Source organism: Nocardia rhamnosiphila NBRC 108938, from assembly GCF_000720425.1.
Taxonomy (GTDB): Bacteria; Actinomycetota; Actinomycetes; order Mycobacteriales; family Mycobacteriaceae; genus Nocardia; species Nocardia rhamnosiphila.
In genome coordinates this window covers 561,964-581,157 of record NZ_JOAJ01000003.1, presented here as the reverse complement: position 1 = coordinate 581,157, position 19,194 = coordinate 561,964, and the positions used below count along the sequence as shown (strand labels likewise).

Genomic DNA, 19,194 nt, shown 5'->3' with positions numbered 1-19,194 from the left:
CCGCGCCCGACCACCGGCCGTGGGTCCGCGCCGGTGTTCAGAGCAGGTCGCTGACGTCGTCGGGTACGTCTACCGCGTATTTGCGCAGGATTTCCATAGCGATCACTTCCAGGGCATTCTCATGGGTCGCCGCCAGCACCACCGGTGCGGCGACACCGTCCTCGTGCGCGTGTAACCAGCGCACCGCCACGACACACCATCTGTCCCCCGGCTGGAGCCCGGGGAAATTGTTCTCCGGACGAGGCGTGCTCAGATCGTTTCCGATGGACGCCTGATGCTCGAGGAACTCTGCTGTGACGACCGTGCACACGGTATGGCTGCCCAGGTCCTCCGGGCCGGTGCTGCAGCAGCCGTCCCGGTAGAACCCGGTCAGAGGATCGGTGCCGCACTCTTGTAGCGGACCCCCAAGCACGTTTCGATCGGTCACATCGCCGATCCTATTGGCCTGTCGCGAGAAGTTCCGCAGGACAAGAAATCTCACCGGCCGTGTTCGCGGGGCTGAGCTGGGGATGTACCGGGTGCGCGGCAGCGGGTGCGGGCCGCCGCCGCGCGGGCCGGGCCGGGTAACCTACCGCTCGGTACCGCTCTGGAAGGATGGTCGGCGTGAGTGCGCAAGCCTGGATTCTGATCGCAGTGATCGCCGCCGTACTGCTGGTCGCGCTCGTGGCCGGTTTCGTCCGGTACAAGCGTGGCCGGGTCTCGCTGACGGCGCCGGCGGAGAAGGAAGAGCTGACCGACCGGTCGGGCGGGTATCAGGCGGCGGGTGGATTCTCGTTCAGCCAGGGCGGCCGGGGTGCCACCGCCGCCCCCGTACCGCCGGGGCCGAGCCCTGTGGAACGGGCGACTCCGAGTCCCACTGAGCGGACCGATGTGGAGGGGCAGCCGCATATCGGCGACGACGCCGCCGTCCCGCGGGATGCTCCGCGCCGTGGGATCACCGATGTACCGCTACCCGAGGCCGATACCATCGACACCGCGGCGACCGGCACGGAATCCGGCGCGACGACCGCCGACGGTACCGGCACCGTCCCGCCCGAGACGACGGAGACGACCTCGACCGCACCGGCGGATACCGGGACCGCCGGGCCTACGGACACCGCAGCCACCGGGCCGGTAACGGAACCGGGTACCGGCCATGTCCCCGCGACTCCGGATACTGCCGCGGCCGAGGCGGCCGCCGAGCAGGCGAGCGCACCCGCCGAAGCGGGTGCGGAGCCGGCGGTGGTGGCACCCGATACCGCCGCCGGAGCCCATCTGGTCCCGGAGGTCGAGGAGATCGCACCGACCTCGGGTCGGCTGACCCGGCTGCGCGGGCGGTTGTCCCGGTCGCAGAACGCGGTCGGCAAGAGCCTGCTGGGGCTGCTCGGCGGTGGCGACCTGGATGAGGACTCCTGGGAAGAGGTCGAGGACACGCTGGTGATGGCCGATATCGGTACCGCGGTCACCACCGTCATCGTGGAACGGCTGCGCGAGGAGATGGCCGCCCGCAGTGTCCGCACCGCCGAGGACGCGCGGTCGGTCCTGCGCGAGGTGCTGATCGAATCGTTGCGGCCGGAACTGGACCGTTCGGTGCGCGCGCTGCCGCACGCCGATCACCCGTCGATCCTGCTCGTCGTCGGGGTGAACGGCACCGGGAAGACGACCACCACCGGCAAACTCGCCCGGGTGCTGGTCGCCGACGGACGCCGGGTACTGCTCGGGGCCGCGGACACCTTCCGCGCCGCGGCGGCCGATCAGTTGCAGACCTGGGGCGAGCGGGTCGGCGCGGATACCGTGCGCGGCCGCGAGGGTGCCGACCCGGCCGCCGTCGCCTTCGACGCCGTCTCCACCGGTATCGACGCCGGTGTGGACGTGGTCCTGGTCGATACCGCGGGTCGGTTGCACACCAAGACCGGGCTCATGGATGAGCTGGGCAAGGTCAAACGCGTCGTCGAGAAGAAGGCCTCGGTGGACGAGGTGCTGCTCGTACTCGACGCCACCGTGGGCCAGAACGGTCTCGCGCAGGCCCGTATCTTCGCCGAAGTGGTGGATATCAGCGGTGTCGTACTGACCAAGCTGGACGGCACCGCCAAGGGCGGAATCGTCTTCCAGATCCAGCACGAACTGGGCGTACCGGTCAAACTGGTGGGTCTGGGCGAGGGCGCCGACGATCTGGCGCCGTTCGAACCCTCCGCCTTCGTCGACGCACTGCTGGGCTAGGTCTGTCGGTACGGGATACCTGGTCTTCGACCCGCTGCCCGCTACGGGTAGCGAACTCGGGTGCTTTCGGGCGCTACGAGCGGTTCGTAATGCTCGGTGTAGAGTTTCGCGACCAACTCACCCCTGGTCGCTACGGCGACCTTGTCGAAGATCGCCTTCACATGGTCGCGGACCGTATGCGGCGACAGGAACAGTCGGCTCGCGATCTCGGCGGTGGACAGCCCACGCGCGATCAGTTCGGTCACTTCGCGCTCGCGGGAGGTCAGCTCGTAGGCGGCGACAACCAGTGTGGCGATCTCCGATACCGGGGCGGGTCCGATCGTCATCGCGGTCATCCCCGCGGTGCCGTCGGCACCGCGCAGGCACGAGGCATGGCATATCAGCCACCCGCCGGTGAGCGCCCGCATCCGAATGCGCGCGTTTCCACCTGCCTCGCGGGCACGGCCGACGGTGCTACGGATCCACACCGGCAGAGGCAGGTCGATACCGGACGGCGTCGCCGCGCGCGGACCCGGCGGCATCTCGGCGAGGAAACTCCGGGCCTCGTCATTGATCGACGTCAGGTTTCCGGCATTGTCGAAGAGCAGCATTCCCGGCGTATCGGAGGGCCGTCGCGGCGGCTCGGTGGATCGGGCGTACGAGCGTAGCCGCTGGGCCATCGGGCTCGACAACGAGCCGACCACCGCCATCTCCTCGGCCCGGAACGGCGCGTGACCGCGCTCGCGGAACAGACTCAGCTGTCCCCACGGCCTGCCATCTACCCGGAACACGGCCCGCAATTCGTCGTCGAAGCCCCGGGGCCGCATGAAATCGCGATACAGCGGGCTCGACCACGGACGATCGCCGGTGGCCTCCCGCAACCCGGAGACCGGCACCGGGGATTCGGTCAACAGCCGAAAGGGATTGACAGCGTCGACGAGGAATTCCGATTCCCAGTAGATGCCGCATCCCCCCGGCTGCAGGTTCTCGATCCGCACCGGTGCCGCCGTCAAGCCGTTGCTCGGATCAGTGGCAACCCATACGGCCGCGTCGAAGGGCGCGACACGGCGCAGGCGGTCCGACGTCACGGCGAACAGACTCTCCGCGTCGGGCGCTGCGGCGATTCCCGCCAGCAGACCACCCGGCGGCTCACCGGTCGACTTGCGCATGCGCGCCATGGTTCCCGCACGCGAGACGTCGGGCAACCCCGCATATGAGGGGGTGCCGGAACCCCCTGATCGAGGGATGGGATCTCGCCCGGCGGCCGAGAAGGCTGGTCGACGCACGTCCGTCGAGAACCAGGAAAAGGGATCAGCCATGCATATCGGAATCGTCGGCGCGGGAATGGCCACGGTGGCCCTACTCGACGCGCTCGCCGCCTCGGACGCGAAGCCGGGTGAGATCACGGTGTTCGAGAGCTCCTCCGCGGTCTGGCGCGGCCGGGCATACCAATGCGACCAGGACTCCGTACGAGTAAACGCACCACCGATGGCCATGACCGCGCGCGGCGGAGATCTGGATCATTACCGGCGTTGGTTGCAGGAACGCCCCGAACTCGTCCGCTACCTCGACGATGGACTCGGCCTGCCGGTGGTGCCGCGCGCGGTGTACGGGCAATACCTGGAACAGACCGCGCATATCGCCATCGCCGGCCTGCGCCGGAACGGATGGCGGGTGAGTGTCGTGAATTCCGGCGTCACCGGGTTCTCGCGAGATAGCGATGCCATTCTGCACACCGCCGCCGGCAGCGCATTCCGAGTGGACCGCGCGGTGCTGTCCGTCGGCGGCGGACAGCCACACGACAGTTATGGGCTGGCCGCAGTGCCGGGGTACATCCATGAGCCTTACCCGTTGTCCCGCAGGTTGGCCGAGGTTCCCGCGGACCGGCACGTCGCCGTCATCGGCAGTGGACTGACCGCTGTCGATATCGTCGTCGGCCTGGCCTCCACCGGACACGCCGGTCCGATCACCCTCATGTCCCGCAGCGGCGTACTGCCCGCCGTCCAGCAACGTCCCATCCGGTACGAGCCGCGGTTTCTGACCCCCGAATACGTATTGCGAGAAGTGCGCGAGGGCCGAGATCAGGTGACACTCACCATGCTGATCGAACTGATGAAGAAGGAGCTCGCCGAGCTCGGGCAGGATTTCGGGACGCTGACCGATGAGGTCGTCGGCAATGACACCGAGCCTCCGGTGCAGCGGTTGCGGCGCCAGCTGTCCTCGGTGGCGGACCCGCATCAAGGCCGGCGACTGCTCGGCCGGGCCGTCCGGACCGTTGTGCCGGCGGTGTGGCCGCTGTTCGGCGAGCAGGACAAGACAATGCTGCGCGGCGCGTACTTCCGCACCATCAACTGCCTGAGTTCGCCCATGGTGCCGCGCAATGCGAATATCCTGCTGAACCTGCTCGATTCCGGTCAGGTACGGCTGCGACCAGGGTTGCAGAAGATCCACCCCCGGTCTCGCAGCGGGTTCATGGTGACCGACGACACCGAATGGACCGCCGACGTGGTGATCAACGCGGTCAACCCACCGGCCTATACCGTGCCGCAGGCCGCCGAGGGGTTGGTGCATTCGCTGTTGACCTCCGCCTCCGCCGAACGGCATCCGTTCGGCGGTCTGACCACCCAGCCCGGCAGCGGGAGGCTTCTCGTCGCGGGCCGTCCCGACCGCACCTGGTTCGCGCAGGGCAATATCGCGAGCACCACGACATTCATCGCGACAGACCCCACAGGTCTCGCGCATGAGGCGGCGCGCCTCGCCCGCGCCCTCACCGCACCGTGATAACCACCGGGATTCCGTGTCGATATGGGTGCTTCCGGCGGGTCGCACAGCGGTCCGGAAACCTCCGCACAGTGTGCGCAACACACCCGAAACATTGGGGCGTGATCCATTCACCTAGGTGAAACACCTGGGCGTCACGGATGAAACACCGAATGAGGACCCTTCATAAGCGGGCCCGATGTCGCGTGAGCGGCGGGGCCAGAGGATGAGGGAGGAAACTGGTGGAAACCGTGATCGGCGCGCCCAACGCCGGCGACACCGCATGGATGCTGACGAGCGCTGCGCTCGTCCTGTTGATGACACCCGGGCTGGCTTTCTTCTACGGCGGTATGGTCCGCGGTAAGAACGTGCTCAACATGATCATGATGAGCATCAGCGCGATGGGCGTGGTCACCGTGCTCTGGGTGCTGTACGGCTTCTCGGTCGCTTTCGGCACCGACAAAGGCGGACTACTCGGGGACCCCGGGCAGTTCTTCGGCCTGAAGACCCTGATCGCCGGGTTCGGCGACGAATCGGCGGGTGTCCCGCTGATCGGGACCATTCCCGCGACGGTATTCGTCGCGTTCCAGGCGATGTTCGCGATCATCACCGTGGCGCTCATCTCCGGTGCGGTGGCCGACCGCCTGAAGTTCAGCGCCTGGCTGGTCTTCGCCGCCATCTGGGCCACCGTGGTGTACTTCCCGGTCGCGCACTGGGTCTGGGGTGGCGGCTGGATCATGGAGAAGGTCGAGGCCATCGACTTCGCCGGTGGTACCGCCGTACACATCAACTCGGGTGCCGCGGCGCTCGCGCTGGCCATCGTCGTCGGTAAGCGCGCGGGCTGGCCGAAAACTCCCTTCCGCCCGCACAACCTTCCCTTCGTCATGCTCGGTGCCGCGCTGTTGTGGTTCGGCTGGTTCGGCTTCAACGCCGGTTCCGCGGCGGCCGCCGACGGTGTCGCCGGGGCCACCTTCGTCACCACACTGGTCGCCACCGCCGCCGCGATGATCGGCTGGCTGGTGGTGGAGAAGATCCGCGACGGCAAGCCGACCTCGCTGGGCGCCGCCTCCGGAATCGTCGCCGGCCTGGTGGCCATCACGCCCTCCTGCTCCTCGGTGAACGTCCTCGGCGCGCTGGCCATCGGCGTCATCGCGGGTGTGGTCTGCGCCCTGGCGGTGAGCCTGAAGTTCAAGTTCGGTTACGACGATTCGCTCGACGTCGTGGGTATCCACATGGTCGGCGGTATCCTCGGCACGGTGCTGATCGGCTTGTTCGCCGCGCCCGAGGCGCCCGCCGGTGCGGAAGGCCTGTTCTACGGTGGTGATCTCGAGCTGCTGGGCCGGCAGGCCCTCGGCGCGGTCGCGGTTCTGGTGTACTCCTTCGTGATCGCTCTGGTGATCGCGTACGCGATCAAGTTCACCATCGGCCTGCGCGCCGACGCCGAAGCGGAGTCCAACGGTATGGACGATTCCGAACACGCGGAGACGGCATACGATTTCGCTGCACTGGGTGGAACCGCACGTTCGGCCGTCAAGGAGGCATGAACCCCATGAAACTGATCACCGCAATCGTCAAACCGTTCACGCTCGAAGACGTCAAAACCGGCCTGGAGCAGGCGGGCGTATTCGGTATGACCGTGAGCGAGGTCCAGGGATACGGACGGCAGAAGGGTCACACCGAGGTCTATCGCGGTGCCGAGTACTCGGTGGATTTCGTGCCGAAGGTGCGGGTCGAGGTCGTGGTCGACGACGCGACGGTGGACCGGGTCGTGGATCTGATCGTCGAGGCGTCGCGCACCGGCAAGATCGGCGACGGCAAGGTCTGGGTCACCCCGGTCGAAACGATCGTCCGGGTCCGGACCGGGGAACGCGGCACCGACGCGCTATAGACCGCTGCGCGCATCGAGCGCGCCGGCGGGTGCACGACGACAACGCGGCCCCGCTCCTACCGATTACCGGTCGGGGCGGGGTCGCCTGCGTGAACGGGTGGTGGTTTCGTTGGGAGACAACCGGCAGGGTCGGGAGCCCGGGCGAACCGGCGGTGGGTGGCCCGGAAAAGCGGCCGCACTGTCGCACGGTGCCGCGGACCTGGTACGGGCCCGGGATCAGCTGCTGGGCGGCGGCGCGCCGCGACATCCGCGGCTGGACGCCGAATCGCTGCGCGCGGCCCTGGTCGATCTGTACGAGCTGTGGCTCACCAGCAAGGGTGCCGAAGTGGGGATAGCGCCGGACAGCGGACTGGCGATCATGGCCGTGGGCGGACTCGGCCGCCGGGAGATGCTGCCGTACTCCGATCTGGATCTGGTGCTGTTACACGAGGATATGGACCCGAAACGGGTCGCCGAGATCGCCGACCGGCTCTGGTATCCGCTGTGGGACGCGCATATCAAACTCGACCACAGTGTGCGCACGGTCCCGCATGCCCTGAAGGTGGCCTCCGACGATCTGGTGGCCGCGCTCGGCATGCTCGACGCCCGCCACATCGTGGGCAACTCCGATCTCAGCGACCGGGTCGTCGCGGGGATCCGCAAGGACTGGCGCAGCGGAATACGGGGTCGTTTCGACGAACTGGTCGCCGGGGTCCGTACGCGCTGGGAACGCAGTGGTCAGGTCGCCCACCGCAGCGAGCCGGATCTGAAGAACGGGCGCGGCGGATTGCGTGATATCCAGCTGCTGGACGCGCTCGCGATCGCCCAGCTCACCGACGCCATGCCCGGGTTGGGGCCGGACGCGCCCGGTGGTGGTCTGGCCCAGGCCCATCGGCGGCTCCTGGATGTGCGCACCGAACTGCACCGGGTCGCGGGCCGGGCCCGCGACCAGTTGCGCGCCCAGGACGCCGACGAGATCGGGGCCGCGCTGCGTATCGGAGACCGATTCGATCTGGCCCGCACACTCAGCGATGCGGCCCGCACCGTCGGATATTCGGTCGATGTGGGCCTGCGCACCGCGGGTAACGCGCTGCCGCGCCGCGGCCTGGCCCGGTTGCGCCGGATGCCGGTGCGGCGGCCACTGGACGAGGGCGTGGTCGAACACGCCGGAGAAGTGGTGCTGGCCAGGGACGCCCGGCCCCAGCGGGACCCGGGGCTGGTACTACGAGTGGCCGCCGCGTCCGCGCAGACCGGTCTGCCCATGTCGGCGACCACCCTGAACCGCCTCTCCGAGGACGCTCCCGAACTGCGCGAGCCGTGGCCCAAGGACGCGTTGAACGATCTGCTGGTGCTGCTGGGCGCGGGCCGGGGCGTGATCGACGCGGTGGAGGCATTGGACCGGACCGGTCTGTGGGGGAGACTGCTGCCGGAATGGGGTGCGGTCCGGGATCTGCCGCCGCGTGACGCGCTGCACGTGTGGACGGTGGACCGGCACTCGGTGGAGACGGTGGCCTACGCGAGCGCGCTGAGTACCCGGGTGGCCCGGCCCGATCTGCTGGCACTCGGTGCGCTGCTGCACGATATCGGCAAGGGCCGCGTCGAGGACCACTGTGCGGTGGGTGCCGACCTGGCGACCCATATCGGTCGCCGGCTGGGTCTATGGCCCTCGGATGTGGAGATCCTCAGCGCCATGGTCCGCCACCATCTGCTGCTGCCCGATGTCGCCACGCATCGGGATATCGATGACCCGGACACCGTGCGGTACGTGGTCGACGCGCTGGACAACGATCCGCGGCGGCTCGAACTCCTGCACGCGCTGGCCGAGGCCGATTCGCTGGCCACCGGCCCGGGCGTATGGGGCGAGTGGAAGGCCACCCTGATCGGCGAACTGGTCCGGCGCTGCCGCACCGTGATGGCGGGGGAGACGCTGCCCGAACCCGAACCCATCCCCGAGGAATTGCTGGTCCGCGCCGCCGCCGGCGGTGTGCACGTCGAATTGACGCCGGGCGAGGGGAAATACACTCATATCGCCACCGTGATCGCCCCGGACACCCCCGGACTGCTCTCGAATACCGCGGGCGTACTGGCCCTGCATTCGCTGCGGGTGCTCTCGGCGTCGGTCGGCGGAGCAGGGGATTCGGCGATCAACACCTTCGTGGTGACACCGACTTTCGGCGGTCCGCCGGACGCGGGCCTGCTGCGGCAGGAGATCAAACGGGCCGCGGCCGGGGAGTTGGATGTACGGGCGGCGCTGGACGCGCGGGAACGAGAGAACCTCGGCGCCGTGCGCCGGGCCCAGGCCGAGCCCCTGTTGCTGTGGGCGGAGACCGCGATACCCGGGCAGTTGATCCTGCAGTTGCGGGCCGAGGACCGAATCGGGTTGCTCTGCCGGTTGGCCGCGGTACTGGCGGGCGCGGGCGCCGATGTGCGCTGGGCGAAGGTCGTGACGATGGGTTCGTTCGTGGTGGACGTGTTCTGCGTGGACCTGGGGCAACGATCCGGCCCCGACCGGCGCGCGGAGCTCGAATCGGCGATCTTGGCGGTGGTTCCGCGACCGGCTCCGCGCAAACCCCCGGAGCCCGAGCAGAACTAGCGTTCGAGCCGAAGGTCACCGTTGCGCGTCGATTGCTCACCGTTTGCCAGCGAGTCGGCGATGGTGGGTGATCGGGCCCCTAACATTCGGGTGGTCAGCTGTCGCGCTCATGAGGGGAGCAGGTCGGTGGCAATCCAAGTGGTGACCTCGTCGATCATGACCAGCGATATGACACCGCACATCGCCCGATGTGTAGGTGACGCCTACTGGGTGGTGTCCTGGTTGCCGGGGCGCACACTCACCGAACCCCAGGCGATGGCCGCGATGAATGTGGCCGCCGCTGTAGCGACCAACGGGCTACCGCCCGACGACGACTGGTCGCGGCTGGACAGCCTGTCCCGCGAACTCGGCCTCACCGGGCGGGAGGCGGCCTACCTGGTCGCTGTCGAACAGCACGACTACCGCCGCGGGTTCTCCACCGAGTACATCGGCGATGCCTCCGGCGCCGCCGGGTCGGGGCCCTCCTGAGCGGTGTTCATCCACCGGGCCGGGGGCCTCGCGACCCCGGTTCTGCGCTCCGCCCGGTGACGATCTCCGGTGATGTGCGCGAGCAGACCGGTGCGGGCCCCGGCCCCGCCGGGCCGCCCGCTACTCTGGGACGCCCATTACCCTGGGACTCAGTGACGTCACTCGAGATCAGGAGCGCGCCAGGTGTTCGAATCCCTATCCGACCGGTTGACCGGTGCCCTGAAGGATCTTCGCGGTAAGGGACGTCTGTCGCCGGCCGATATCGACGCCACCTGCCGGGAGATCCGCCTGGCGCTGCTGGAGGCCGACGTCGCGCTGCCCGTGGTCCGCGGTTTCGTCACCCGGATCAAGGAGCGGGCCAAGGGCGCGGAGGTCTCGGCCGCGCTGAACCCGGCCCAGCAGGTCGTCAAGATCGTCAACGAGGAACTCGTCGGCATCCTCGGTGGTGAGACCCGGCGCCTGACGCTGGCCAAGACCCCGCCGACGGTGATCATGCTGGCCGGCCTGCAAGGTGCCGGTAAGACCACGCTCGCCGGCAAGCTCGCCAAATGGCTGCGCGACCAGGGACATCAGCCCCTGCTGGTGGCCTGCGATCTGCAGCGCCCGGGCGCGGTGACCCAGTTGCAGGTGGTCGGCGAACGCGCCGGTGTGCCGGTGTTCGCGCCGCATCCCGGCACCTCGATCGGTGGTGGCGAGAACGCCCTCGGGATCACCGCGGCCGATCCGGTCGCGGTGGCCGAATCCGGTATCGCCGAGGCGCGCGCCAAACAATACGACGTCGTGATCGTCGACACCGCCGGCCGGCTCGGTATCGATGCCGAACTCATGGCGCAGGCCGCCGGTATCCGCGACGCGGTGAAACCCGACGAGACCCTGTTCGTCCTCGACGCCATGATCGGCCAGGACGCGGTCTCCACCGCCGAGGCATTCCGTGACGGTGTCGGCTTCACCGGTGTGGTCCTCACCAAACTCGACGGCGACGCCCGCGGTGGCGCGGCGCTGAGCGTGCGCAATGTCACCGGCGCGCCGATCATGTTCGCCTCCACCGGCGAGAAACTCGAGGATTTCGACGTCTTCCATCCCGACCGGATGGCCAGCCGCATCCTCGGTATGGGCGATGTGCTCACCCTCATCGAACAGGCCGAACAGGTCTACGACGCGCAGCAGGCCGAAGAGGCGGCACGCAAGATCGGCAGCGGCGAGCTCACCCTCGAGGACTTCCTCGACCAGATGCTCGCCATCCGCAAGATGGGGCCCATCGGCAATCTGCTCGGGATGCTGCCGGGCGCCGGTCAGATGAAGGATGTACTGGCCCAGGTCGACGATAAACAGCTCGACCGGGTCCAGGCGATCATCCGCGGAATGACCCCCGCCGAGCGGGAGAACCCGAAGATCATCAACGCCTCCCGCCGGCTGCGCATCGCCAACGGGTCGGGAGTCCAGGTCTCCGATGTCAACCAGCTGGTCGACCGGTTCTTCGAAGCCCGCAAAATGATGACGATGATGGGCCGGCAGATGGGGATGCCCGGCGCCAACCGTCGTAACAAGAAGCAGAAGGGCAAGAAGGGGAAGAAGGGCGGGCGTGGACCCACCCAGCCGAAGATGCGTGGCGGTTTCCCCGGTATGCCGGGCCTGCCCGGCGGCGGCGGTATGCCGGATCTGTCCAATATGCCGCCCGGCCTCGACCAGCTGCCCCCCGGGCTGGAGAACTTCGATATCTCCAAGTTCAAGTTCCCGGACAAGTGAGCTGGGTTTATTTTGCGGCGCCTTCGGCGCCGCGGGGTTGAGGCCCCCTTGGTCTCGCCGTTTCGGCCTCGAGACTCGCGGCTTCGCCGCATGCGATGTGCGGTGGGCCGTCCATAGAGGGCGACCATTGAGCACCTTCGGCCAAGGGGCGAGACGGGCCTCAACCCTTTGAGGTGTCTCGTAAGACTCGACGCATGGGGTTGCGTCGGGATCTGATGTGCGAGGTTCTGGGTTGCGTCGGGATGCGATGCTCCGAGTCCGAGTCCGAGTCCGAGTCCGAGTCCGAGTCCGAGTCCGAGTCCGAGTCCGAGTCCGAGTCCGAGTCCGAGTCCGAGTCCGAGTCCGAGTCCGAGTCCGAGTCCGAGTCAGAGGCCCAGACCGAGGCTTAGACCGAGACCCAGACCGAGGCTTAGACCGAGACCCAGACCGAGTCCGAGTCCGAGCCCGGGCCAGAGGCCCAGACCGAGCCCGAGGCCCAGCCCGAGACCGCCCGGGACCGGGGTTGCGGCGGGACCGGGGAGCGGGGCACAGCGGGCGGGTGCGCACCGGCTGTGCCCCGACGAGTTCGGTCAGCGCCTCCTGCGGCGGCTGAGCAGGAAGGCGATCGTCGCCGCCGAGATCACCAGCACCGCGCCACCGACGGCCACCCACACCAGCGGCGATATGCCGTCGGGTGCTGGGTCGGCCGCAGCGGCGGGATCCGGCGCACCGGCTTGCTGCGGGTCTGTGCCGAAGGTGCCCGTACTCGCGGAATCGCCGGCGTAGCGCGGCCCCGGCTCGGGCTCGCCGGTGACATCCACCTCCAGCTCGACCGGTACCGGCGCGACCTGGGCCCGCTCGCCGTGCGCGGGGCTCAGCTTCACCGCGATGTAGTACCAGCCCGCCACCGCCTGGTCGTGCACCAGGTGATCGGCAGCCTCTCGGTTCAGGAACCTGATCGGTGTGGTGGCCAGCGCCGGGTCGTTGCTCGGCAGGATGTTCTCGGTCCCGGTGTAGGCGGCGAAATCGGAATCGAGTTCCGCCCGGTACGGGTTGTAGAGCGTGGTGGCGATATTCGAGACATAGTCGACGCCGCGCTCGGGGGTCGCGGCGAACCGCACCCGGTATGCCAGCCCTTGGCCCCACTCCAGTTTCACCCGGTAGAAGACGAATTCGCCGCGCTGCAGGGTATCGGTGTACCGGCCGGAACCGGGCAGGGCGGCCGCGACATTGAACGAGCCCCCGCCGATCGCCGGGACGGCCACTCCGTCCGGCGCGGCGAACTCCACCGCTTCCGGATCCGGTGTCGGGCCCGGATCGGCGACCGCGGGCTCCACGCCGACCAGTAATTCCACCGGCAGCTGCGCTGGAGCGTTGTCGGCGACATGAGCCCATTCCAGGGCGAAGTAGTAGCGTCCGCCGCCCCGGCACCGGTCGGTGCTCGGACTCCCGGTGTCGGGTTCGGCCGCGCCTGTCCACGCGCTGCCGACGGTCAGCGCCACACCATCGGTGGAGCGGGTGGCCAGCTCGTTCTCGTAGACATGGCAGTCTTCGCCGTCGGTGCCGTAGACCCGTAGGTCGAGGCGGTTGTTCGCGAACACGGCCTCCCCGCCGCGCGGGAAGGACACGGTGGCGCTGAAATAGGCCGTCGCGTCGTCGGGTACGTCCACCGCGTAGTAGCGCGGCGCGCGCTGCCCGAGCACATCCAGGTACTGGCCCGCGGCGGCCACCGGTGCGTCCCGATAGCCCGCGGTGCCCGCGAGCGGGCTGCCGGTGGGTGCGTAGGTGCGCAGGGCGGTGGCGCTCACGCGCGGGAGCACCTGTTCCAGGGTTTTCCCGTCCACGGCATCGGTATAGGTGCCGCCGGTGGCCTGGGCGATACAGGTCAGCTGGGCGCGGGACGGATCGTCGACACCGAAGCCGATGGCGTGCACCACGATCTCGGCGCCCTGGGCGGACAATTCGCGCGCGACCTCACACGGGTCCGGCGGGGCGCAGGTGTCCAGTCCGTCGGAGACCAGGACGATCGAACGCGGACCCTCCTGGGGCAGGGCCGCGGCGGCGGTCCGCAAGGAGGTCCCGATCGGGGTGTAGCCGCTGGGCACGATCCGGTCCGCGGCACCGGTCAGCGCGGGCCTGTCGAGGGTCTCGGCCGGATGCAGCACCTGGACGTCGCGGCAGCCGGCGTCCTTCTCCGCGTCCGTGGAACCCGTGGACGTGCCGTACGCGGTCAAACCGACCTTCGCCGAGGCCGGTGCCGCGGTCACGAACGACCGCACTGCGTTCTTCGCCGCGTCCATCTTGGTGCCGCCGCCGGGGTCGGGCGCCGCCATGGAGCCCGAGGCGTCCAGGACCAGCATGGTCGGCGCGTACTCCGGCTGCTGCGGTGACTGCTGGGCCAGGGCCGGAACCGAGACCGGCACCAGGCCGATCACCCCCGCCGCGGCCGCGGCCAGAAATCTGTTCGAGAATGACACGTGGTCGGTACTCCCATTCGACTCGGCCGGATCCTGCCCGGATACGACCGGTCGGACGCTACTCAGACGACTGACCAGTTGCCAACCGGCGGATCCCCGCCGACGGGACGACACGCCCCGGCGGCGCCGCCCGCGAGCCCGGGTACCCGGGCGGTTTCCGGGCCGGTGCCGGCGTCTGGCAGAATGGTCGACCGTCCTTCTGGACAGTGTCAGCCCGTCTCCGGTCACGTACCGCGCGGCGGTCACACACTTCATTCGCAAAACCGGGCTCGCGAGACCGCGTGAGTCGCTGAATTGCGCCGTGACCACTATGAAAGGCAGATCAGCAGATGGCTGTTCGCATCAAGCTCACTCGTATGGGCAAGATCCGCAACCCGCAGTACCGCGTCGTCGTCGCGGACGCCCGCACCCGTCGTGACGGCCGGGCCATCGAGTCCATCGGCAAGTACCACCCCAAGGAAGAGCCCTCGCTGATCGAGATCGACTCGGAGCGGGCGCAGTACTGGCTGGGTGTCGGCGCGCAGCCGACCGAACCGGTGCAGCGGCTCCTGGAGATCACCGGCGACTGGCAGAAGTTCAAGGGCCTGCCGGGTGCCGAGGGCACCCTGAAGGTCGCCGAGCCCAAGCCGTCCAAGCTGGATCTCTTCAATGCCGCGCTGGCCGCCGCCGACAACGAGCCGGCCGCCGAAGCCGTCACCCCGAAGAAGAAGGCCAAGAAGGACAAGGAAGAGGGCGCCGAGGCGACCGAGTCCGCCGAGGCCGCCGAGTAATGAGCGTCGTCGTCGCCGATGCCGTGGAACATCTGGTTCGCGGTATCGTCGCCAATCCCGATGACGTCCGCGTCGAGCTGATCACCGGCCGCCGCGGGCGCACCGTCGAGGTGCACGTCCACCCCGACGACCTGGGCAAGGTCATCGGCCGGGGTGGCCGCACCGCGACTGCCCTGCGTACCCTCGTCGCCGGTATCGGCGGCCGGGGTATCCGGGTCGACGTGGTCGACACCGACCAGTAGATGGAACTCGTCGTGGGCCGGGTCGCCCGCTCGCACGGTGTGCGGGGCGAACTGGTGGTCGAGGTGCGTACCGATGAACCGGAGGCGCGATTCGCGCCCGGCGCGGTGCTGCACGGGCGCGCGGCGCGCTCGGCTCAGGTCCGTGACTTCACCGTGGAGTCGGCCCGGGAACATTCGGGCCGGCTTCTGGTGAATCTGGTAGGCGTCACCGACCGGTCCGCCGCCGACGCCCTGCGCGGCACGCTGTTCCTGGTGGACAGCGAGGAACTCGGGCCGTCGGAGGACCCGGACGAGTTCTACGATCACGAACTCGAGGGCCTGCGCGTACAGCTCACCGACGGGACCGAAGTCGGCACCGTCACCGAGGTGCTGCATTCGGCGGCCGGTGAACTGCTCTCGATCCGCGCCGCCGCGGACGGGCGGGAGATCCTGGTCCCCTTCGTCACCGCCATCGTGCCGACGGTGTCGATCGCCGACGCGCTGATCGTGATCGACCCGCCCGAAGGCCTACTGGATCCGGAATGAGGTGGCCGGCGTCATGAGGATCGACGTGGTCACCATCTTCCCGGAATACCTGGACCCGTTGCGCACCGCGCTGCTGGGCAAGGCCATCGAGAAGGGCGTCGTGTCGGTGGATGTCCACGATCTGCGGCGCTGGACCCACGATGTGCACAAATCCGTCGACGATTCGCCCTACGGCGGCGGACCGGGCATGGTGATGAAACCCGCCGTCTGGGGGGACGCGCTCGACGCGGTGTGCCCGGACGACGCCCTGCTCGTGGTTCCCACACCCGCCGGCGTCCCCTTCACTCAGGAGACCGCGCAGCGGTGGGCCGGCGAAGAACACCTGGTGTTCGCCTGCGGCCGCTACGAGGGTATCGATCAGCGGGTGTTCGACGACGCGGCCCGCCGGGTCCGTGTCGAAGAGGTCAGTATCGGGGACTACGTCCTGATCGGTGGCGAGGCCGCGGTCCTCGTGATGACCGAGGCGGTGGTCCGGTTGATCCCCGGTGTACTCGGCAACCAGCAGTCGCACGAACAGGATTCGTTCTCCGACGGATTGCTGGAGGGCCCCAGTTACACCCGCCCGGTGAGCTGGCGGGGACTCGAGGTACCGCCGATCCTGCTGTCCGGAGACCATGCCCGGATCGCGGCTTGGCGGCGGGAGCAGTCATTGGTCCGCACGCGGGAACGGCGCCCGGATCTGCTGCCCGATACGGACTGAGCCGCGCTACCCGGGTGGGGGTCACGGTGGCGATACAGAACAGGTGTGTCGCGGCGCTTCACCGCCGAGCAGGTCGCACGAGAACTGGGCGGCCGTTCGGGACCGGCTGAGTACCGGGGCAGCCCGGCCTTCCGCGGCAGGCGCCGAGTCCACGTGCCGCCTCGGCGCGGTCAGGGAATGATGCCGAGGCGGCGGGCGGTGGCTACGGCCTCGTGCCGGGAGTGGGCGTCGAGTTTGCGCATCGCGCTGCGCAGATAACTCTTGACCGTTTCCGGGCCCAGCGAAAGTCGTTGAGCGACAGTCTGGTTGGAGCAACCCAGCGCGACCTGCGACAGTACATCGATTTCGCGGCGCGCGAGCCGCGGCGCATCGGGGACGGGCCCGCCGGCGAGTGCGCGGGTGAGCCGCTCACCGACATTCCGCAACTTGTCCCGCATATGCTCGTCGCCGGCCGCGTTCGCGATGGCGCGCAACTCGGCCTGGACCGCACGCAACTCCTCGGCCACCACACCGTCGCTGGCGGGAGTGGGAGTGGTCATATCCAGCAGGCGTAACCGCCGGTCCACCTCGTCGCGTACACCGATCTCGGTGGCGAGCCGGCGTCCGGCCTGCACCAGCGCGTCGGCGGTCCGGTCGCCGAGGGGACCGGGGCCCCTGGTCGCCGCGTACAGCACCGCCCGGGAACGACCCGACACCACCACCGGTACCGCGACCACCGACCGGAGGCCCTCGCCGAGTACCGGCCCGTCGTAGTGGTGCGTGATCGAGAGCGCGTTGCCGTAGTCGGAGACCGCGGCGGGCCGGCGCGAATCCACGACCCGGCCACCCAGCCCGGACGCGCGGGTCACCGACAGACCGCGCAGACCGTTGGTCCGGACCCCGGCGAACTCGGTCAGCCGCAGGGTACCGGCGCTGACCTCGCCCCCGAAGATCACCGGCACCCCGGCGACAGCCGCGAGCCGGCGGATCTCGGCGCGCAGCGCGTCGCCGTCGCGCGGGCGCAGCAGCGGCGGGAGAGTGGACATCGGGTTGTCACCCCTTTTCGGGGGTAGTGCCGGACCTGGTGTGACCTACATCCTATGGCAACACACCGGCCGGACGACCGAGGAGATGTGAGATGGGTGCCGACCCGAACGCGCGGGTACGCGAACTGCTGGACGCCTATGATGGGCCCGACGCCTGTGCGGCGGAATTGCTGTGCGACCGGCATCCGGCCGACGCCGTCGCGTTCACCGTGATCGACAGCGATCTGTCGGCGATCGATCTCACCTACGGTGAACTGCGCGCGCGGTCCGAACGTTTCGCCGCGGCCCTGGCCGGGCTCGGTGTGGGCCCCGGCGACCAGGTCGCGACGCTGATGGCGAAATCGGTCGATCTGGTGGTGGTGCTGCTCGGCATCTGGCGTCGCGGAGCGGTACATGTCCCGCTGTTCACCGCGTTCGCCCCGCCCGCCATCGCATTCCGGCTCCAGGCTTCCGGGGCTTCGGTGGTGATCGCCGACCCGGATCAGGTCGGCAAGCTGGCGCCGGGCGGCGATATGCCGGCGGATCCGCCGTGGCGCACCATCGTCACCGGCGATACCGACGTCCCGGGTGCCCTGCTGATGGCCGAATTGCCGAGCGCCGGGACCGGAACGGAACCACCGGCCGTGGTGGGTGGGGACGGACTGCTCGTCCAGCTGTTCACCAGCGGCACCACCGGTACCCCCAAGGGGGTGCCGATTCCGGTGCGCGCCCTGGCGTCGTTCCACGCCTATCAGGAGTTCGCGCTGGACGTCCGCCCCGACGATGTCTTCTGGAACGCCGCCGACCCGGGCTGGGCCTACGGTCTCTATTACGCGATCCTCGGTCCGCTGGCGTCCGGAACCCGCAGCCTGCTACTGCACGCCGGATTCTCCCCGGCGCTGACCTGGCAGGTACTGGAACGTTTCGGGGTCACCAATTTCGCGGCCGCGCCCACCGTCTATCGCGCCCTGCGCGCCGGCGAGCCGGGCAACCCGGTCCGGCTGCGCCGGGCCTCCTCCGCGGGTGAACCGTTGACACCGGAGGTGGTGGCCTGGTCGGCGGAACACCTCGGGGTGGCGGTCCGCGATCACTACGGCCAGACCGAGCACGGCATGGTCATCTGCAACGCCTGGCACGACGATCTGGATACGGCCGCGCCCGCGGGTTCGATGGGCCGTCCGCTACCGGGCTGGGCCTGCGCCGTCCTGGCCGACGACGCGGATACGGAAGCGCCGGAGGGGGAGCTGGGCCGGATCGCCATCGACGCCGAACGCAGTGCGCTGCTGTGGTTTCTCGGCTACCTGGACGCGCCCGAACAGACCGCGCAGCGCTTCACCGCCGACGGCCGCTGGTATCTCACCGGCGACGCCGGTTCGCGCGATGCCGACGGATACTTCCACTTCTCCGCCCGCGACGACGATGTGATCATCATGTCCGGGTACCGGATCGGTCCGTTTGATGTCGAGAGCGTGCTGGTGCTGCACGACGAGGTCGCCGAGGCCGCCGTCGTCGGTCTCCCCGACGAGTTGCGCGGCGAAGTGCTCGAGGCGTTCGTGGTGTTGCGCGGTGACACCGCCGGTTCCCCGGAACTGGAATCGCAGCTACAGACATTGGTGAAGCAGAAGTTCGCCGCGCACGCCTACCCGCGCCGGGTGCATTTCGTCGACACACTGCCCAAGACCCCCAGCGGCAAGGTGCAGCGGTTCCTGTTGCGGCAGCAGGGGCGCGCCGCCGGATGACCGTGCCCGCTGTGTCCGGCCCCGGGGTGAGCCGGGGCCGGGCGCGGTCCGCCTGTCGCCGGGCGAATGTAGTGTGCGGGTGGTGACGACAGTGCCGCAGACCTCGGACCCCGAGACCATCCCCACCGACTCGCCTGCAGACCCCG

16 protein-coding genes are annotated in these 19,194 nt (G+C 69.0%); 12 read left to right on the top strand and 4 right to left on the bottom strand.

The genetic code is table 11. From position 1 onward, the window contains the following. Positions 1 to 37 precede the first annotated feature (37 nt). Positions 38 to 427 carry a DUF2237 family protein gene (locus tag IG75_RS0114560; protein WP_030521801.1) on the bottom strand — a complete coding sequence of 130 codons (390 nt, stop codon included), beginning with the start codon at positions 425 to 427 and terminating at the stop codon, positions 38 to 40. A 167-nt stretch (positions 428 to 594) separates the two neighbouring features. Between IG75_RS0114560 and ftsY the strand changes: the two genes are divergently transcribed. Further along, the gene (gene ftsY / locus IG75_RS0114555) at positions 595 to 2,199 is read left to right on the top strand and encodes a signal recognition particle-docking protein FtsY (RefSeq protein WP_051714570.1); all 1,605 of its coding nucleotides are present in this window, start codon (positions 595 to 597) and stop codon (positions 2,197 to 2,199) included. Positions 2,200 to 2,240: 41 nt separating this feature from the next. Here the strand turns inward: ftsY and IG75_RS0114550 are convergent, their stop codons facing one another. Continuing rightward, positions 2,241 to 3,347: a helix-turn-helix transcriptional regulator gene (locus IG75_RS0114550; RefSeq protein ID WP_030521799.1), complete on the bottom strand. Its 1,107-nt coding sequence runs from the start codon at positions 3,345 to 3,347 to the stop codon at positions 2,241 to 2,243. A 148-nt stretch (positions 3,348 to 3,495) separates the two neighbouring features. On the opposite strand from IG75_RS0114550, the gene IG75_RS0114545 reads away from it, so the two are divergent. The 6 genes from IG75_RS0114545 (at position 3,496) to ffh (ending at position 11,612) form a co-directional block, all read left to right on the top strand. Further along, positions 3,496 to 4,959: an FAD/NAD(P)-binding protein gene (locus IG75_RS0114545; protein WP_030521798.1), complete on the top strand. Its 1,464-nt coding sequence runs from the start codon at positions 3,496 to 3,498 to the stop codon at positions 4,957 to 4,959. A gap of 266 nt (positions 4,960 to 5,225) precedes the next feature. Continuing rightward, positions 5,226 to 6,482, top strand: coding sequence for an ammonium transporter (locus tag IG75_RS0114540; RefSeq protein WP_051714633.1), 1,257 nt, complete (start codon positions 5,226 to 5,228; stop codon positions 6,480 to 6,482). A 5-nt stretch (positions 6,483 to 6,487) separates the two neighbouring features. Continuing rightward, complete coding sequence (locus IG75_RS0114535; RefSeq protein WP_030521796.1) at positions 6,488 to 6,826, top strand: P-II family nitrogen regulator; 339 nt, start codon at positions 6,488 to 6,490, stop codon at positions 6,824 to 6,826. A 109-nt stretch (positions 6,827 to 6,935) separates the two neighbouring features. Beyond that, positions 6,936 to 9,398, top strand: a complete 2,463-nt coding sequence (locus IG75_RS0114530; protein ID WP_051714632.1) for a [protein-PII] uridylyltransferase — start codon at positions 6,936 to 6,938, stop codon at positions 9,396 to 9,398. 126 nt (positions 9,399 to 9,524) lie between these two features. Beyond that, positions 9,525 to 9,866, top strand: coding sequence for a hypothetical protein (locus tag IG75_RS0114525; RefSeq protein ID WP_081876871.1), 342 nt, complete (start codon positions 9,525 to 9,527; stop codon positions 9,864 to 9,866). A gap of 183 nt (positions 9,867 to 10,049) precedes the next feature. After that, positions 10,050 to 11,612 (top strand): signal recognition particle protein, encoded by a 1,563-nt coding sequence (ffh, locus tag IG75_RS0114520; RefSeq protein ID WP_030521793.1) that lies wholly within the window; start codon positions 10,050 to 10,052, stop codon positions 11,610 to 11,612. 569 nt (positions 11,613 to 12,181) lie between these two features. On the opposite strand, the gene IG75_RS0114510 is transcribed toward ffh, so the two are convergent. Further along, positions 12,182 to 14,068 (bottom strand): vWA domain-containing protein, encoded by a 1,887-nt coding sequence (locus IG75_RS0114510; RefSeq protein WP_245713164.1) that lies wholly within the window; start codon positions 14,066 to 14,068, stop codon positions 12,182 to 12,184. 329 nt (positions 14,069 to 14,397) lie between these two features. On the opposite strand from IG75_RS0114510, the gene rpsP reads away from it, so the two are divergent. From rpsP to trmD, 4 genes are read left to right on the top strand one after another with little or no spacing between them, the layout of a single operon-like run. Beyond that, positions 14,398 to 14,838, top strand: coding sequence for a 30S ribosomal protein S16 (gene rpsP, locus IG75_RS0114505; RefSeq protein WP_030521791.1), 441 nt, complete (start codon positions 14,398 to 14,400; stop codon positions 14,836 to 14,838). Next, positions 14,838 to 15,080 carry an RNA-binding protein gene (locus IG75_RS0114500; RefSeq protein ID WP_030521790.1) on the top strand — a complete coding sequence of 81 codons (243 nt, stop codon included), beginning with the start codon at positions 14,838 to 14,840 and terminating at the stop codon, positions 15,078 to 15,080. Before rpsP ends, IG75_RS0114500 begins: the two co-directional genes overlap by 1 nt. Then, complete coding sequence (gene rimM, locus IG75_RS0114495) at positions 15,081 to 15,605, top strand: ribosome maturation factor RimM (protein WP_030521789.1); 525 nt, start codon at positions 15,081 to 15,083, stop codon at positions 15,603 to 15,605. Between the two features lie 13 nt (positions 15,606 to 15,618). Continuing rightward, positions 15,619 to 16,305, top strand: coding sequence for a tRNA (guanosine(37)-N1)-methyltransferase TrmD (gene trmD / locus IG75_RS0114490; protein WP_030521788.1), 687 nt, complete (start codon positions 15,619 to 15,621; stop codon positions 16,303 to 16,305). 170 nt (positions 16,306 to 16,475) lie between these two features. Here the strand turns inward: trmD and IG75_RS0114485 are convergent, their stop codons facing one another. Then, on the bottom strand, positions 16,476 to 17,330 hold the full coding sequence (locus tag IG75_RS0114485; RefSeq protein ID WP_030521787.1) for a helix-turn-helix transcriptional regulator: 855 nt from the start codon (positions 17,328 to 17,330) through the stop codon (positions 16,476 to 16,478). Positions 17,331 to 17,422: 92 nt separating this feature from the next. On the opposite strand from IG75_RS0114485, the gene IG75_RS0114480 reads away from it, so the two are divergent. Then, positions 17,423 to 19,048: an AMP-binding protein gene (locus IG75_RS0114480; RefSeq protein WP_030521786.1), complete on the top strand. Its 1,626-nt coding sequence runs from the start codon at positions 17,423 to 17,425 to the stop codon at positions 19,046 to 19,048. The last annotated feature ends 146 nt before the right edge of the window (positions 19,049 to 19,194 follow it).

Bases quoted from the DNA above. Each gene is read 5' to 3' on its own strand.
- ftsY (WP_051714570.1), top strand. From the start codon at position 595: ATGGTCGGCGTGAGTGCGCAAGCCTGGATTCTGATCGCAGTGATCGCC.
- IG75_RS0114550 (WP_030521799.1), bottom strand. From the start codon at position 3,347: ATGCGCAAGTCGACCGGTGAGCCGCCGGGTGGTCTGCTGGCGGGAATC.
- IG75_RS0114545 (WP_030521798.1), top strand. From the start codon at position 3,496: ATGCATATCGGAATCGTCGGCGCGGGAATGGCCACGGTGGCCCTACTC.
- IG75_RS0114540 (WP_051714633.1), top strand. From the start codon at position 5,226: ATGCTGACGAGCGCTGCGCTCGTCCTGTTGATGACACCCGGGCTGGCT.
- IG75_RS0114535 (WP_030521796.1), top strand. From the start codon at position 6,488: ATGAAACTGATCACCGCAATCGTCAAACCGTTCACGCTCGAAGACGTC.
- rpsP (WP_030521791.1), top strand. From the start codon at position 14,398: ATGGCTGTTCGCATCAAGCTCACTCGTATGGGCAAGATCCGCAACCCG.
- IG75_RS0114500 (WP_030521790.1), top strand. From the start codon at position 14,838: ATGAGCGTCGTCGTCGCCGATGCCGTGGAACATCTGGTTCGCGGTATC.
- rimM (WP_030521789.1), top strand. From the start codon at position 15,081: ATGGAACTCGTCGTGGGCCGGGTCGCCCGCTCGCACGGTGTGCGGGGC.
- trmD (WP_030521788.1), top strand. From the start codon at position 15,619: ATGAGGATCGACGTGGTCACCATCTTCCCGGAATACCTGGACCCGTTG.
- IG75_RS0114485 (WP_030521787.1), bottom strand. From the start codon at position 17,330: ATGTCCACTCTCCCGCCGCTGCTGCGCCCGCGCGACGGCGACGCGCTG.
- IG75_RS0114480 (WP_030521786.1), top strand. From the start codon at position 17,423: ATGGGTGCCGACCCGAACGCGCGGGTACGCGAACTGCTGGACGCCTAT.